The sequence below is a fragment of the Bradyrhizobium sp. SZCCHNR1093 genome, assembly GCF_032381175.1.
In the GTDB taxonomy this organism is placed as follows: Bacteria; Pseudomonadota; Alphaproteobacteria; order Rhizobiales; family Xanthobacteraceae; genus Bradyrhizobium.
The window spans coordinates 465,755-480,400 of the sequence record NZ_JAUHJJ010000004.1 but is presented as its reverse complement, the minus strand read 5'-3'; the positions used below and the strand labels follow the sequence as shown (position 1 = coordinate 480,400).

At 65.1% G+C, this 14,646-nt stretch carries 13 protein-coding genes; 6 read left to right on the top strand and 7 right to left on the bottom strand.

Going from position 1 to position 14,646, the window contains the following annotated elements; translation table 11 throughout:
- Positions 1-681: 681 nt before the first annotated feature.
- The 3 genes from QX070_RS16785 (at position 682) to QX070_RS16775 (ending at position 3,353) form a co-directional block, all read left to right on the top strand.
- Positions 682-1,473, top strand: a complete 792-nt coding sequence (locus tag QX070_RS16785; RefSeq protein ID WP_315738120.1) for a UPF0149 family protein — start codon at positions 682-684, stop codon at positions 1,471-1,473.
- A 116-nt stretch (positions 1,474-1,589) separates the two neighbouring features.
- Positions 1,590-2,144, top strand: a complete 555-nt coding sequence (locus QX070_RS16780) for an SRPBCC family protein (RefSeq protein WP_315738119.1) — start codon at positions 1,590-1,592, stop codon at positions 2,142-2,144.
- A gap of 276 nt (positions 2,145-2,420) precedes the next feature.
- Positions 2,421-3,353 (top strand): cytochrome D1 domain-containing protein, encoded by a 933-nt coding sequence (locus QX070_RS16775; protein ID WP_315738316.1) that lies wholly within the window; start codon positions 2,421-2,423, stop codon positions 3,351-3,353.
- A gap of 128 nt (positions 3,354-3,481) precedes the next feature.
- On the opposite strand, the gene QX070_RS16770 is transcribed toward QX070_RS16775, so the two are convergent.
- On the bottom strand, positions 3,482-4,126 hold the full coding sequence (locus QX070_RS16770) for an HAD hydrolase-like protein (protein WP_315738118.1): 645 nt from the start codon (positions 4,124-4,126) through the stop codon (positions 3,482-3,484).
- Between the two features lie 274 nt (positions 4,127-4,400).
- Between QX070_RS16770 and QX070_RS16765 the strand changes: the two genes are divergently transcribed.
- From QX070_RS16765 to QX070_RS16755, 3 genes are all read left to right on the top strand, one after another.
- A complete protein-coding gene (locus tag QX070_RS16765) occupies positions 4,401-5,393 on the top strand; it encodes a lipase family protein (protein ID WP_315738117.1) in 993 nt (330 codons plus the stop codon).
- Between the two features lie 194 nt (positions 5,394-5,587).
- The gene (locus tag QX070_RS16760; protein ID WP_315738116.1) at positions 5,588-5,905 is read left to right on the top strand and encodes a hypothetical protein; all 318 of its coding nucleotides are present in this window, start codon (positions 5,588-5,590) and stop codon (positions 5,903-5,905) included.
- A 235-nt stretch (positions 5,906-6,140) separates the two neighbouring features.
- Entirely contained in the window at positions 6,141-6,470 is a 330-nt protein-coding gene (locus QX070_RS16755; protein ID WP_315738115.1) for a hypothetical protein, read from the top strand.
- Positions 6,471-6,661: 191 nt separating this feature from the next.
- On the opposite strand, the gene uvrA is transcribed toward QX070_RS16755, so the two are convergent.
- From uvrA to QX070_RS16725, 6 genes are all read right to left on the bottom strand, one after another.
- Positions 6,662-9,649 (bottom strand): excinuclease ABC subunit UvrA, encoded by a 2,988-nt coding sequence (gene uvrA, locus QX070_RS16750; RefSeq protein WP_315738114.1) that lies wholly within the window; start codon positions 9,647-9,649, stop codon positions 6,662-6,664.
- Between the two features lie 275 nt (positions 9,650-9,924).
- On the bottom strand, positions 9,925-10,569 hold the full coding sequence (locus QX070_RS16745; RefSeq protein ID WP_315738113.1) for a porin family protein: 645 nt from the start codon (positions 10,567-10,569) through the stop codon (positions 9,925-9,927).
- Between the two features lie 286 nt (positions 10,570-10,855).
- Positions 10,856-11,596: an outer membrane protein gene (locus tag QX070_RS16740; RefSeq protein WP_315738112.1), complete on the bottom strand. Its 741-nt coding sequence runs from the start codon at positions 11,594-11,596 to the stop codon at positions 10,856-10,858.
- A 212-nt stretch (positions 11,597-11,808) separates the two neighbouring features.
- Positions 11,809-12,594, bottom strand: a complete 786-nt coding sequence (locus QX070_RS16735) for an outer membrane protein (protein ID WP_315738111.1) — start codon at positions 12,592-12,594, stop codon at positions 11,809-11,811.
- Positions 12,595-12,867: 273 nt separating this feature from the next.
- Positions 12,868-13,623, bottom strand: coding sequence for an outer membrane protein (locus tag QX070_RS16730; protein WP_315738110.1), 756 nt, complete (start codon positions 13,621-13,623; stop codon positions 12,868-12,870).
- A 192-nt stretch (positions 13,624-13,815) separates the two neighbouring features.
- Complete coding sequence (locus tag QX070_RS16725) at positions 13,816-14,571, bottom strand: outer membrane protein (protein WP_315738109.1); 756 nt, start codon at positions 14,569-14,571, stop codon at positions 13,816-13,818.
- Positions 14,572-14,646 lie beyond the last annotated feature (75 nt).

Genomic DNA, 14,646 nt, shown 5'->3' with positions numbered 1-14,646 from the left:
GTGCATGAGAGTTGGCGAGGTCGACCAACTTGCTCCGCCGTCATTGCGAGCGAAGCGACGTGTCCGCCGAAGCCCATCGGGCGCAGGCGGAAGCAATCCAGGGCTGCGCAAAGACTCTGGATCGCTTCGTCGCTTTGCTCCTCGCGATGACGGAGAGACATGAGTCCGCGTTCCCGCGTGCGAATGGCGTCCGGGCTTTGCATCATATTCTGCCCTCCTCGAAGTGAGAGGGCGCAGGGAAGGCCGGGCATCCGCTGATGCCCGCGGCCCCCGTGCGGGAAAAATGCACGGGGCAGGAACCACAGGCTCAGCCGAGATGACCCGGCCTTCCCTGCGCGATGGTGTTACGGCTTATACGTGATCTCCTCGGTGCACCGGGCTTTCTGGCCACCGTCACCGGCGCGATGCGTGAGCATCACCACCAGCTTGACCTCAGCGTCGGGAGGTCAGGACCACACGATTTCGCCGTCCGCCGCCGGACCCGTCGTCTGCGCATTTGCGCCGGGCCCGTGACGTCCATCGCATCCCGCACTCAACGCCCGTGACGACCGCGAAGCGCCCCTCTCGTGAGTGCAGGACGCACCCAGAAGAACGCAAATTCCGAAAAAGCGAAAGAAGAATATTTTTCGCGACACGACTGGACAGGGGTGATGGCGCTGATCCCGCGTCGAAATATAGATTTTGCGCGCATGGCCGTTTTGGTGTCAAAACGGTCGCGTCACGCCTTCGCGGCGTGCGCGTCGGGCAAATCAGGTCGCGACGCGGGTGAGGGAAGCAGGGTTTCAGATGTCGGAGCAGGCCAACCGTCACGACGAGCTCGACCAGGCGCTGCTCGCCCTCGACGACCGCGCCATGGTGCTGGAGGAGCTCGACGGCTTCATCGCCGGCCTGCTGGTCCTGCCGGAGCAGGTCCCGCCCGGCGAATGGTTCGCCGCGGCGTTCGGGTTCGGCAAAGGCCGCCACTCGGTGTTTGCGAGCATCGACCACGCCAATGCGGTGCTCGACCTGGTGATGGCGTATCATGACGAGATCGCCCGGACGCTCACGCAAACGCCGGAGCTGTATCAGCCGCGCTATCCGGTCGATCCGATCGACGGCAGTGTGATCTGGGAGTTGTGGATCGACGGCTTCGCTGCGGCGGTGGACCTGCGTCAAGAGCGGTTCAAGGCCTACCGGAACGTCGACGGCGACGTGGGCGAGGCGGCGCTGAGCCTGATGGTGGCGATCGAGCTGGCGCGCGACGAGAATGCCGACCGCGTCGAGAATACCAGGCTCGACCGCGAAGCACCTGCTGACATCCGCCATGCGGTGCTGACCCTCAACCGTCATCGGCGGAGCGGGGCGCCCGTGCCCGGCGCGCCCGCCTTCATTGAGCAACCCAATCCGTTCGCCTCCTTCGGCAAGGTCGGCCGCAACGATCCCTGTCCGTGCGGTTCCGGCCGGAAATACAAGCGCTGCTGTGGCGCCAATTGACCCGCTTTCGAGCGCCACGACACGGTCTTTTTTGTTGCAACAATCGGGAGCGGTGCAAAGATGGGCCCGCCGCGTGCCAGATGCGCGGGCCAAATGAGAATGGTTGAGGAAACGAGATGAGGATGGTGTTCGGCAAGGCGCTGGCCGTAACGGCGGCGCTCGCGATCGCAACGACGGCTTTGAGCACGGCGGATGCGCATGGTCCCACCCGGCGCAAGGTGCAGGAGCACGTCGAGATCAACGCCGCGCCCGCCAAGGTGTGGGCCGTGATCGGCAACTTCCAGGACATGAGCTGGCTCGGCGTCGTCGACAAGACCGCGGGCGAGAAGGGCAACGAGATCGGCGCCACGCGCAAGCTGACCCTGAAGGGCGGCGCCACGGTCGACGAGGAGCTCTACAAATACGACGCCGAGAAGATGAGCTATTCGTACCGGATCACGGCGGTCGATGTGAAGGTGCTGCCGGTGACAAACTACTCGTCGACCATCGCGGTGACGCCGAGTGCGGACGGCAAAGGCAGCGTGGTCGAATGGACCGGCGCGTTCTACCGCGGCTTCCCCAACAACGATCCGCCGCCGGAGCTGAGCGACGAGGCCGCGGTCAATGCGGTGACCGGGCTCTACAAGGGCGGGCTCGAGGGACTGAAGAAGAAGGTGGAGAGCGGGAGCTGATTGGATACGACCATGTCGCCAAGTCAGCGCTGCGCTCCCTCTCCCCGTTCTTACGGGGGGAGGGTTGGGGTGAGGGGCAGCCGAACGGGGGGTGTGGGCGGTGAGACCTGTGCCGCCTCACCCGGATTGCATCTGGCGATGCAATCCGACCTCTCAGCGCGAGCGAAGCTCGTCGCGGCCCCGCATCCGCCTTCGCTCTGCGAGCTACGGCGGACAAGAGCGGGGCGAGGTGGGTACAAGGCAGGGCGCTGTACCACTCCTCGTCTCTCAGATCCTATTCGAGCTTTTCTGCTCGCAGCCTTGCTCGTCTGCTGCGCCAGTGCCCATGCCGAAGAAGCCTTCGTCACCAATCAGCTCAGCGATGATCTGACCATCGTCGACCTCGCGACCTCGAAGCCGGTGGCGACGATCCCGATCGGCGGCAAGCCGGCCGGCGTTGCGGTGGCTGCCGACGGACGCTTCGCCTATGTGGCGAGTCCGGACGACAAGAGCATCAGCGTCGTCGACGCTGTCGCGCGAAAGGTTGTTGGACGGATCGAGGTCGGTGGCGGCCCGCTCGGCATTGCCGTGACGCCGGACGGTTCGACGGTCTACGTCGCAGACTGGTACAACGCCGCAATTCGCGTGATCGATGCGAAGACCCGGACCGTGACCGGCAGCATCGCGGTCGGCGCCTCGCCGTCGGGGCTTGCGGTGACACAAGACGGCAAGCTGCTGCTCTCCGCCGACCGCGACGACGACATGGTCTCGGTGATCGACACGGCGACGCGCCAGCGCCTTGCGACCATCAAGGTTGGCACGCGGCCGTTCGGTGTCACCATCGACGCCGAGGGCAAGCGCGCCTACACGGCAAATGTCGCCTCCAACGACGTCTCGGTGATCGACCTCGCCGAGCGTCGCGAGATCGGCCGGGTCAAGACCGGCTTGCGGCCCTATGCAGTGGCGCTGGCGCAGGGCAGGGGCTTCGTAACCGACCAGTATGACGGCACGGTCAGCGTGTTCGACCTGGCGAGCCTCCAGCCGCTCCAGCGCATCAATGTCGGTGACTATCCCGAGGGCATCGAGGCGACGGCCGACGGCCGACGCGTCATCGTCGCCAATTGGGAGAGCAACATCCTGAGCGTCATCGACGTGGCCGCACTGAAGGTCACAGGGGAGATCAAGGTCGGCAACGGCCCGCGCGCGTTCGGCGCGTTCCTGCGGCGGTGAGGCAGGCCGGCCAGTGGCGGGAATGGAGTTGCATCTGCAGCCTCCGTCATTGCGAGCGTAGCTCGCAATGACGCGGGGAGGTATCGAGGCTCGTCGTTATCCCTGCATGTCGCCGGCGCTGATGCAGGCTACGAATCTCGTCTGGCGGGCACCACCAACCGTTCCACGATCTCGTCCATCCGGGTGAACAGCATCTCCGGCTGGTGGTCGCGCAGCGCCTGCTCCGCGGCATAGCCCCATGTCACCGCACCGAAGGCGATGCCGGCGGCGCGCGCAGCCTCGATGTCGCGGGTCTCGTCGCCGATCGCGATGACCTGGGCCGGGTCGACGCGCAGCCGCTTCAGCACCCGGCGAAACTTCCGTGCCTTGCCGAACACCGAGGCTGAGCAATCGAAATCGGCGAACAGACCGGCGCGCGATCCGAGCTTCTGCCGCGCATTGGCCTCGCTGTCCGACGAGACCAATGCGAGCATGGTGCCGTTCGCGGCAAGGGTGTCGAGCATGATGTCGACGCCTGCAAACAGCGGGATGCTTGCTGCATGCGCCGTCTTCAGCCGGCGCACGTGGCGCGCGATCAAGGGCAGCTTCCAGCGCGGCACCTGAAGGAAATCGAGGATCTCACGGGTCGAGGCATGGCGCAGCCCGTCGATGTCCTGCTCCTCGACCTGACGAAAGCGGTACCGCACGGCGACGGCATTCACGTGGGTGCGAAACCACGGGAAGCTGTCGGCGAGCGTGCCGTCGAGATCGAAGATGACGAGGGAATATGGCATCGCGTGGGGTGAGCGCGGCGAGGGGCTGATGATCGTCGAGGCGTGTCGTCCTGCGACAGTCCCTGCGCCATAGCAATGGGAGGGGCGGCGCGCAATGAGCTGCGACCCTTGCGTGTCGCAGCTCCATGATGACGTTCTACGATCAGGGGTTGAACATGTTGTGATGTGCACCTGGAAATGACGCGGTCTATGATCCCGATGCGCCGGCGGATCAGAGTCTGCCTGCCCAATTTGATCGAATTTGTTTTCATCATTCAAGCCAGAGAGATTTCACATGGCCCTCAACAAGGTTGCTGCAGCGTATCTGTCCTACTTCGCCTATATCGACGACGCGCTCGATACGGTTCAGCCGAGCGATTTCGTGACGATGCTGAAGTCCGTTCCGTCGGGCGCAGCGAACGGTCCGTGGTCGCTCGTCTGGGGCCCGGCGGTCAACAACGGCGTGCTCGCCTATGTCGCGCAAGGCAGCGACGGCAGCTACGCGCTGGCGTTCCGCGGCACCGATGTCGACGGCTCGGTCGGCGGTGCCTTCGAGAACGTGCTCGCCGACGTCGATGCAGTCTTCCAGGTGCCGTGGCTGTATCCGCAGCAGGCCGGCTCGCCGCTGCAGATCAGTGCCGGGATCAACGATGCGCTGGCGCTGGTCATCGCGCTCACCGATCCCGCGACGGACCTGTCGCTGCTCGACTATCTGCGCGGCCTTGCGGCCAAGCAGAATCTGCAACTGATGGTGACCGGGCACAGCCTGGGCGGCGCGCTCGCCGTGGTGGCGACGGCGTGGCTGCAGGATCAACTGCCGAAGCTGAACTCGTCGCTGAAGTTCACGCTGTGGCCGCACACCTTCGCGGCTCCGACCATGTGGAACGCGGGCTTCGCGACCACCTTCGCGAAGGCCTATACCTACTATGCGGCGGTCAACAGCAACGACATCGTGCCGATGGGATGGGCCAATCTGAAAGGGATTCTCGTCACCTATGCGCCGCCGGCGCCGGTCCTGAAGGACACCAACTACTACTCGATCTACAAGCCGCTTGAGATCCTCAGCGCAACGATCCCGACCTATACGTCGATCGTGCCGAGCAATCCGGACCTGTTCACGATCACGCCGATCGTGGAGACGAACGATTCCTGGACCGCAGAAGCCGGCTACATGCATTCCATGCAGTTGCAGTACTTCCCGCACGCGACTGGCACGACGGCGCCGCCACTGCCGGGGGTCACCAAGACCGGCGTGGCGCGGCCGCGCGCGGTCGCCGTCGCGGCGTGAGCTGCTGATCAGGGGGACGTCGCCGTTCGGGTCGCGTCTCGCGTTGCCCTCTTGCGAGCCTGCTCCCGCAGGTCTGCAAGAGGGTTTTGACGCGCATCCGATCAACAATCTCTCACGGCCTTTGTGAGCGTGCGCTGCAGGAACACCTTGCGCAGTGCGATCGTTGACCCCCGTACAAGAGCAAGGAGAGACACATGCAACGCACGCTCAAGATGGCCGCGCTGGCCGCCGCCACGCTGGTGCTCGGCACCGCCGCCGCATCCGCGCAGGGCTATGCCCGCTACGGCGACTCGATGGCCTGGGGGCCGCCGACACAGGGCAACGATTCCGAGCCGGTGTATGACGCCGCGCCGGCGCCGGCCTACGCGCCGGGTGAGGTGGCGTGGGGTACAACGGCCTGGGGCCACGGCTACAACGGCACCAACCATCCGACCCCTGGCTCGACCCAGGGCGATGTCGGTCCGTCCGGCAACAACAACGGTACGCTGACCGGTGTCTACCGGCAGTGGTAGCCGCCATCTCGCGTTAGACGTTAGGCGATCAAACCCGCCGCTCGACAAGAGCAGCGGGTTTGTCGTGTCGGACGGGTTCGCTGCGCGTGTCGGCGATGTCACGAAGCCGTTGGATCACGAGGTCGCGCGAAGGGGAGCGTCGCGTTGTGTCGCACGATTGTTGTGGGAACCGGCGGAACCTTGGATGGATCGATATCGTTTGTTCTCCGAGAATTAGGAACGAAGGAGCAAGTTCATGACGCGCACGTTTGGATTCGCCGTGCTGACCGCCGTCACGCTCGTGGCTGGCACCGCTGCGGCCTCGGCCGGCGAATACGGCCCGGGCGGCTACGGCTATGGTGGCCAGGTCACCAGCACCTACGCCTACCGCGATTCCTTCGCCTGGGCGCCGGGGCCGGTCTATGAGGAAGGCTACGTCGCGGTCGCGCCGGGCCCGTATGACGGCCCGGGCTGGGGCACCGGCTACAACGGCACCAACCATCCGACCCCGAGCTCGACCCAGGGCGACGTCGGCCCGGGCGGCAACAACAACGGCACGCGCAGCGGATATTATCGCCAGTGGTAATCTGAGTTCGTTGTGGAAACATCGAGCCCGCCGCTCTGTAGAGAGTGGCGGGCTTTGCTGTGATGAACCGGTATCGACCACATGCGTCATTGCGAGGAGCGAAGCGACGAAGCAATCCAGAGACGCGCACGCGGCCCTGGATCGCTTCGCTTCGCTCGCAACGACGATCGATACAAGGGAATTGAGGGCAACTACTCCGCCGCCTCGCTGGCTGCGCCCCGGCCGCGCTTCTTCGGCTTGGCTGACTTCTCCAGCACCGGCTTGAGGAACTGCCCGGTGTAGCTGCGCGGCGCCTTGACGATGTCCTCGGGCGGGCCCCAGGCGACGATCTCGCCGCCGCCGTCGCCGCCTTCGGGGCCGAGATCGATCACCCAGTCGGCGGTCTTGATGACCTCGAGATTGTGCTCGATCACCACTACCGAATTGCCCTGCGCGACCAGCTCGTGCAGCACCTCCAGCAGCTTCTTGACGTCGTGGAAGTGCAGGCCGGTGGTCGGCTCGTCCAGGATGTAGAGCGTGCGGCCGGTGGCGCGCTTGGACAGCTCCTTGGCGAGCTTGACGCGCTGCGCCTCGCCGCCGGAGAGCGTGGTGGCCTGCTGGCCGACATGGATGTAGTCGAGGCCGACGCGACGCAGCGTCTCGAAGGTGTCGCGCACGCGCGGCACCGCCTTGAAGAATTCGGCGGCTTCCTCGACGGTCATGTCGAGCACGTCGGCGATCGACTTGCCCTTGAACAGCACGTCGAGCGTCTCGCGGTTGTAACGCTTGCCCTTGCAGACGTCGCAGGTGACGTAGACGTCGGGCAAAAAGTGCATCTCGATCTTGATGACGCCGTCGCCCTGGCAGGCCTCGCAGCGGCCGCCCTTGACGTTGAAGGAGAAGCGGCCCGGCTCGTAGCCGCGTGCCTTCGATTCCGGCAGGCCGGCGAACCATTCGCGGATCGGGGTGAATGCGCCGGTATAGGTCGCGGGATTGGAGCGCGGGGTGCGGCCGATCGGCGACTGGTCGATATCGATGATCTTGTCGATGTGCTCCAGGCCCTCGATGCGATCGTGCGGCGCGGCGGCCTCGTTGGCGCCGTTGAGCTTGCGCGCGATCGCCTTGTAGAGCGTGTCGATGAGAAGCGTCGACTTGCCGCCGCCGGAGACGCCGGTGATGGCGGTGAACAGGCCGAGCGGGATCTCGGCCGACACGTTCTTTAAGTTATTGCCGCGGGCGTTGACGACCTTGATGGTGCGGCGATGGTTCGGCGGCCGCCGCTCGGGCACCTCGACCTCGAGCTCGCCGGTGAGATATTTGCCGGTCAGCGACGCCGGATTGCGCATGATCTCGGCCGGCGTGCCCTCGGCGACGATGTTGCCGCCATGGGTGCCGGCGCCGGGGCCGATGTCGAGCACGTAGTCGGCGAGGCGAATGGCATCCTCGTCATGCTCGACCACGATCACGGTGTTGCCGAGGTCGCGCAGCCGCTTCAGCGTGTCGAGCAGGCGGGCGTTGTCGCGCTGGTGCAGGCCGATCGAGGGCTCGTCGAGCACGTAGAGCACGCCGGTCAGGCCCGAGCCGATCTGCGACGCCAGGCGGATGCGCTGGCTCTCGCCGCCCGACAAGGTGCCGGAGGAGCGCGCCAGGGTCAGATAGTTCAAGCCGACGTCGAGCAGGAAGGTCAGGCGGTCGCGGATCTCCTTGAGGATGCGGGTGGCGATCTCGGTCTGCTGCGCGTTCAGGGCCTTCGGCACCTCGGCGAACCATTCGCCGGCAGCCCTGACGCTGAGCTCGGAGATCTCGCCGATGTGCTTGCCGGCGACCTTGACGCACAGCGCCTCGGGCTTCAGCCGGAAGCCGTTGCAGCCGGCGCAGGGCACGTCGTTGAAGTACTTGCCGAGCTCCTCGCGCGCCCATTCGCTCTCGGTCTCGCGGAAGCGGCGCTCGATGTTGGTGATCACGCCCTCGAACGGCTTCTTGGTGTCGTAGGCGCGGACGCCGTCCTCATAGGTGAACTTGATCTCGTCGTCGCCGGAGCCGTGCAGCAGCGCGTTCTGCGTCTTCTTCGGCAGGTCCTTCCACTTGGTGTCGAGCGTGAACTTGTAGAACTTGCCGAGCGCTGTCAGCGTCTGCAGGTAATAGGGCGAGGACGACTTGGCCCAGGGGGCGATCGCGCCCTTGCGCAGGGTGACGTCCTTGTCGGGAATGACGAGATCAGCATCGACGTGCTGCTCGACACCGAGGCCGCCGCATTCCGGGCAGGCGCCGTAGGGATTGTTGAACGAGAACAGCCGCGGCTCGATCTCGGGAATGGTGAAACCGGAGACTGGGCAGGCGAACTTCTCCGAGAACAGGATGCGCTCGGGCCCGCTCTTGTCATGGATCTTGGCGGTCTTCTTCTTCTCCTCGGCCGGGGCGGCGGAGGCGGGCGCGTCGGCGAACTCGATCACGGCGAGTCCCTCCGCGAGCTTCAGCGCGGTCTCGAAACTCTCCGCGAGGCGCTGGCCGATGTCGGCGCGCACCACGATGCGGTCGACGACGACGTCGATGTCGTGCGGGAACTTCTTGTCGAGCGTGGGCACCTCGGCGAGCTCGTGGAAGGTGCCGTCGATCTTGACGCGCTGAAAGCCCTTCTTGAGATATTCGGCGAGCTCCTTCTTGTACTCGCCCTTGCGACCGCGCACGACCGGGGCCAGCAGATAGAGGCGGGTGCCCTCGGGCAGCGCCAGCACGCGGTCGACCATCTGCGACACGGTCTGGCTCTCGATCGGCAGGCCCGTGGCCGGCGAGTAGGGCACGCCGACGCGCGCCCACAGCAGCCGCATGTAGTCGTAGATCTCGGTGACGGTGCCGACGGTCGAGCGCGGATTCTTCGAGGTGGTCTTCTGCTCGATCGAGATCGCCGGCGACAGGCCGTCGATCTGGTCGACATCAGGCTTCTGCATCATCTCCAGGAACTGGCGGGCATAGGCCGACAGCGATTCGACGTAGCGGCGCTGGCCCTCGGCATAGATCGTATCGAAGGCGAGCGAGGATTTGCCGGAACCGGACAGGCCGGTGAAGACCACGAGCCTGTCGCGCGGGATCTCGACGTCGATGTTCTTGAGGTTGTGCTCGCGGGCGCCGCGGATCGTGATCGCCCGCAGGCTCGACTGGTTGGCTTGCGCGCGCTGCTTGGCCTTGAGCACTTCATCCATGACGATCGTCCCACGGCGCAGAGTCGCGCCATCGTTGCAGGCGCGTTCGCCGGAAGCCGGCCATCGGACGCCAGAGGGAAAAGGTATCGTCGGAACGTAGGAAGAACGGGGCTGGATTTCCAGTGCCGTCAGCGAATCATCAACAATGCGCTCAGGGAATGGCAGCGAATGGCAGGAGGCTGCCGGTTCCGTCCTGCCTTGTGCGCGATCCCGCAAAGAAAAAGCCTCCGCTCTGGCAGAGCGGAGGCTGTGTGCGTTGGCCCGGAGGCGAAGACTTAGAAGTGGTAGTTGATGCCGACCTGACCGGAATGCACGTTGAGCGTGCCGGTCGCGAGCGTGCCGAGGCCGGTGAAGGTGTAGCTCTCGCCACCGAAGCTCTTGTAGAGGTATTCGCCCTTCAGCGACCAGTTCGGGGCGAACATGTACTCGACGCCAGCGCCGACGGTCCAGCCGGAGTGGATCTTGCTGTCCGAAGCGGCGAAGCCCGGAGCCGTCAGCGAGACGCGGTTGTCAGCCCAGGCGTAACCACCGGTCGCGTACAGCAGGGTCGGGCCGAAGGCGTAGCCGATGCGGCCGCGGACGGTGCCCCAGTCACGGATCTTGGATTCGGCGTTGACACCGAGCGCGCCAACGTTTGCGTTGATGTCGGCCCAAGCGGCGTCGGCCTCGAGGCCGAACACGACAGCGCCCTGCTGCCAGTTGTAGCCGACGGTGCCGCCAGCGAAGCCGCCCTTCATGGCCGCGAAGTCAGCATCCTCGTTGGCATAGCCGCCCATGGCACCGATGTAGAAGCCGGTCCAGGTCAGCACAGGCGCGGCAACCGGCGCCTTGGTATAGGTCGGGCGCGCGGCAAGATCAGCGGCGGCAGCGGGAGCGGCCAGGGCGGCCAAGGCCACGGTCGCGAGCAGGATCTTCTTCATTCCAGTCTCCAGTTAATTCCTAGCAGTCCGCATCGCACCGAGAGTTTTACGCACGAAACAGACTCACCCGTTCAAGTTGACGAGGTTCCTATAGCCCGGTTCCGTACGGATTACCGTCACCCTGAAGACACACTCGCGGCCAAACCGCGTTTTTACGGGCAAGTTCCAGAAAGCCTATGTCACTCAACTGCTTGGTTCCGGGTGTGGCGAGCCGGCAAGGTGGCATCAGGGCAACAAAAAAGGCCGGCTTTCGCCGGCCTTTCTCGGAACCTGTCGGTTGCAGGTGTCAGTACTTGGCGATGACCGGGCCGCCGAAATGGTAGCTGAGGCCGGCCTTGACGGTGTGGACGGTGTCCTTCCACTCGGAGCGGTTGGTTGCGAAAGCGCTGTACTGGATCGCGCTCTTGCCGAAGTCGAGATAGTTGTACTCGAGCTTGGCCGACCAGTTCGGCGCGAACATATACTCGGCGCCGGCGCCGACCGTGTAGCCCCAGCGGGTGGTGTTCTGGCTGAAGACGTTGCCGGGGACGCCGTCATAGCGATGCTGCAACTGGCCCACCGCGGCGCCGCCGCTGACGAAGAACAGGGCGGGGCCTGCGGCATAGCCGAGGCGGCCCTTGATGTCGCCGAAGCTGGTCAGCTTGGTGAAGAAGGTGTCGCCGAGGCCGGCATTGACCACGGCGGAGCGGCCGTTGATGTCGGCCCAGTGATAGTCGCCTTCGAGGCCGAACACGACGTTGTCGACCTGCCAGTTGTAGCCGACCACGCCGCCGACGAAGCCGCCATTGGTGTTGTAGTTCTGGGTGCCCAGGAAGCCCGGCGCATTGAAGCGGCCGAGGAAGGTCTCCTTGCTGGTGCCCCAGCCGCCGCCGCCCTGGATGCCGGCGTAGAGGCCCGACCAGCTCAGGATCTGCGCGACCATCGGCGGCGCCTTCGTATAGGGACGTGCCGCCATGTCGGCCGCCGAAGCGGACGTGGCCGTTGCGATGCCGACGAGCGCCGTCGTGATCACAAACAACTTCTTCATCAAATTCTCCCCCGGGAGGTTGGAATGACAAGCGATGGGCAAGTCATACACAGGGCATCCCGGCGAGGCTGTAACGCGCCCGCCACAGAAACGAAAAAGCATTATAAATCATATATTTAGCACAAAAACGCCGCGACGCTGCCGGGCTGTTGACACGAAAAAGGCCGGCGCGAGGGCCGGCCTTTCCGAATGCGCGCGAGCGGCGGCTTTTTTCAGTAGCGCGTGCCCATCGGCGCCCCGAATCGATAGTTCACCCGGACTGTCGCCATGTCGATGTCCTGCTTGATGGTATCGACGCGCGACAGCACGGTTGCGGTGGCCGGGAAGCTGATGTCGCGCGAGCCCATGAACAGGTGGTCGTACTCGACGGCGACCGACCAGTTCGGCGCGAAGCCGAACTCGACGCCCGTGCCGACGGTGCCGCCCCAGCGGGTCTCACTGGCGGAATCCAGCAGCGTGCCGACCGGGAAGGGCGCAGCCGCATTCGCCGTGCCGGTGTATTTGTTGTGGGTGACGGCGGCGCCGCCCTTCACGTACCAGAGCACGTTGCCCCAGGCGTAGCCGACCTGGCCGGTGAACAGGCCGATCGCATCGGTCTTGGTGTTGTTGGTGATGCCCGCAGCCAGCGCCGCCGTGCTCGCATTGGACGACTTCAGGTCGGTCCAGTTGCCCTGGGCCTCGACGCCGAACACCCAGCTCGCCGCCTGCCAGCGATAGCCGACCTGGCCGCCGATGAGGCCGCTCGAGGCATTGTGGCAGCCTTCGGACTGGGTCGGCACGACCGGCACGCCGCCGACGCGATTGAGCGTCCAGCAGTTGTGGCTCCAATCGGCGCCGCCATTGACGCCGAGGTAGAACCCGGCCCAGTTCGGCAGCGGCGTGACATAAGCCGGCGGTGGCGCCTTGCTGTAAGGGCGCGTCGCGAAGTCGGCCGCTGAGGCCGGCGCCAGTCCCAGCGCCGCGGCGCTTGCGGTCAAGATCAAGGTCGTCTTCTGCATTCGTCTCTCCCCAGTCCCAATACACCACGCTCCGGATCCCTCCGATCCGGGCCCACGCGAAGGTGGCCTGTTGCTGGTTGTAGGAGAGACTGCTTTCTAAACTCGTGATCGGGAGCAGGCGCGTGGCGGGATGTGCCGAACGTACTTAAGCGCTGGTAAAGATCGCGACCGGTCGTGCAGATCGCAGAGCTGTCCCGAAGCGCGAGGGGCGGGTGAGCGCTTGGCGCGTCAGACCCTCGACCACCAGTCCTCGAGGGTCAGCGCTTGGAAAAGTCAGTGCTTGGATACGACGGGGCCGCCCCAGCGATAGTTCACGCGGACCGTCGCCATGTCGACGTCCTGGCCGACCGCATCGGTCCGGCCCGCGGCTCCACCGGGAACGCCCGAGAAGCCCAGGGTGCGGTTGCCCATGAACAGGTGCTCGTATTCGGCTGCGACCGACCAGTTCTTGGCGAAGCCGACCTCGACGCCGGTGCCGACAGCCGCACCCCAGCGCGTGGCGCTGGACTGGTCGAGCACACCGCCAGTTGCCGTGGACAGACCGTTGTACTTCTCACCCGCAACCGCGGCGCCGCCCTTCACGTACCAGAGCACGTTGTTCCAGGAATAGCCGATCTGGCCGGTGAGCAAGCCGATCCCATTGATCTTGGTCTGGTTGGTCACGGGCGGGACCAACTGGCCGGTGTTGCTGCCCTTGAGGTTGGCCCAGTTTCCCTGGCCTTCGACGCCGAACACCCAGCCGCCGGCCTGCCAGCGATAGCCGATCTGGCCGCCAGCCAGCGCGCCGGTTGCGTCATGGCAGCCTTCCGCGTTGGTTGCGGCCACGCCAGCGAAGCTGACCTTGTTGGTCCAGCAGGTGCGGGCCGATGCGCCACCGGCATTCAGGCCGATATAGAAGCCACTCCAATCATAGATCGTCGTGATCATCGCAGGCGCTTTGGTGAAGGTGCGCGCGGGCAAGTCGGCAGCGATGGCCGGCGCAATCCCCAGCGCCAGCGAAGTTGTCGCCCCCAGCAACAGCCTTCTCATCGCATTCCCCAAACCAAGTCCGACGCCCGCACGCACACTCTCACCAACGCCCACCCGCCGGACCTTGATAGCCCCTTCCGTCGTAAAAAGCCGTCACCCAAATGACACAACGGCCCAGCAAGTACCGGTTCTGGCACACAAAAAAGGCCGGCGCGAAGCCGGCCTTTCGACACATTCGATTTGCGCGTGCAATCAGTAGCGCGACACGATCGGGCCGCTGAAGTGATAGGAGACGCCGGCCTTGACGGTGTGCACGGTGTCGCTCCACTCGGAGCGATTGGCCGGAACCGCGCTGTACTGAATCGAGCTCTTGCCGAAGTCGAGATAGTTGTATTCGACCTTGGCCGACCAGTTCGGCGCGAACATGTACTCGGCGCCGGCACCGATCGTCCAACCCCAGCGCCAGTTGTTCTGAGCGAAGCTATTCGCCGCGCCGCCATTGAGCGCTGCGTCGTAGCGGTGTTGGAGATCGCCGACGGCAGCGCCGCCGCTGACAAAGAACAGCGCCGGACCCGCAGCCCAGCCGAGGCGGCCCTTGATGTCGCCGAAGCCGCGCAGCCTGGTGAAGTAGGTATCGCCGAGACCGGCGTTGATGACGCCCGACCGGCCGTTGATGTCGGCCCAGTGATAGTCGCCCTCGAGACCGAACACGATGTTGTCGACCTGCCAGTTGTAGCCGACCACACCGCCGATGAAGCCGCCGCTGGTGTTATAGTTCTGGGTGCCGGCAAAGATCGCCGTATTGGGCGCTCCGAAGAAGGTCTCTTTGCTTCGGCCCCAGCCGCCGCCGCCCTGCAGACCGAGATAGAAACCGGCCCAGGTCGGAAGTGGCGCCGGCGCCACTACCGGGGCCTTCGTGTACGGGCGGGCGGCGAGATCGGCGGCTCCCGCCGGCGTCAGCGCCCCCAAAACCATTAAGCTGACAGCTCCGAGAAAAATTCTTTTCATCCCAAGTCTCCCGCGTTGGGCGTCTCCAATTGGTCCCCGGAGACGCACTTCTGTGAAGTTGGTGCGACCACGCTT

Bases quoted from the DNA above. Each gene is read 5' to 3' on its own strand.
- QX070_RS16760 (WP_315738116.1), top strand. From the start codon at position 5,588: ATGCAACGCACGCTCAAGATGGCCGCGCTGGCCGCCGCCACGCTGGTG.
- QX070_RS16765 (WP_315738117.1), top strand. From the start codon at position 4,401: ATGGCCCTCAACAAGGTTGCTGCAGCGTATCTGTCCTACTTCGCCTAT.
- QX070_RS16735 (WP_315738111.1), bottom strand. From the start codon at position 12,594: ATGCAGAAGACGACCTTGATCTTGACCGCAAGCGCCGCGGCGCTGGGA.
- QX070_RS16780 (WP_315738119.1), top strand. From the start codon at position 1,590: ATGAGGATGGTGTTCGGCAAGGCGCTGGCCGTAACGGCGGCGCTCGCG.
- uvrA (WP_315738114.1), bottom strand. From the start codon at position 9,649: ATGGATGAAGTGCTCAAGGCCAAGCAGCGCGCGCAAGCCAACCAGTCG.
- QX070_RS16740 (WP_315738112.1), bottom strand. From the start codon at position 11,596: ATGAAGAAGTTGTTTGTGATCACGACGGCGCTCGTCGGCATCGCAACG.
- QX070_RS16770 (WP_315738118.1), bottom strand. From the start codon at position 4,126: ATGCCATATTCCCTCGTCATCTTCGATCTCGACGGCACGCTCGCCGAC.
- QX070_RS16730 (WP_315738110.1), bottom strand. From the start codon at position 13,623: ATGAGAAGGCTGTTGCTGGGGGCGACAACTTCGCTGGCGCTGGGGATT.
- QX070_RS16725 (WP_315738109.1), bottom strand. From the start codon at position 14,571: ATGAAAAGAATTTTTCTCGGAGCTGTCAGCTTAATGGTTTTGGGGGCG.
- QX070_RS16745 (WP_315738113.1), bottom strand. From the start codon at position 10,569: ATGAAGAAGATCCTGCTCGCGACCGTGGCCTTGGCCGCCCTGGCCGCT.
- QX070_RS16755 (WP_315738115.1), top strand. From the start codon at position 6,141: ATGACGCGCACGTTTGGATTCGCCGTGCTGACCGCCGTCACGCTCGTG.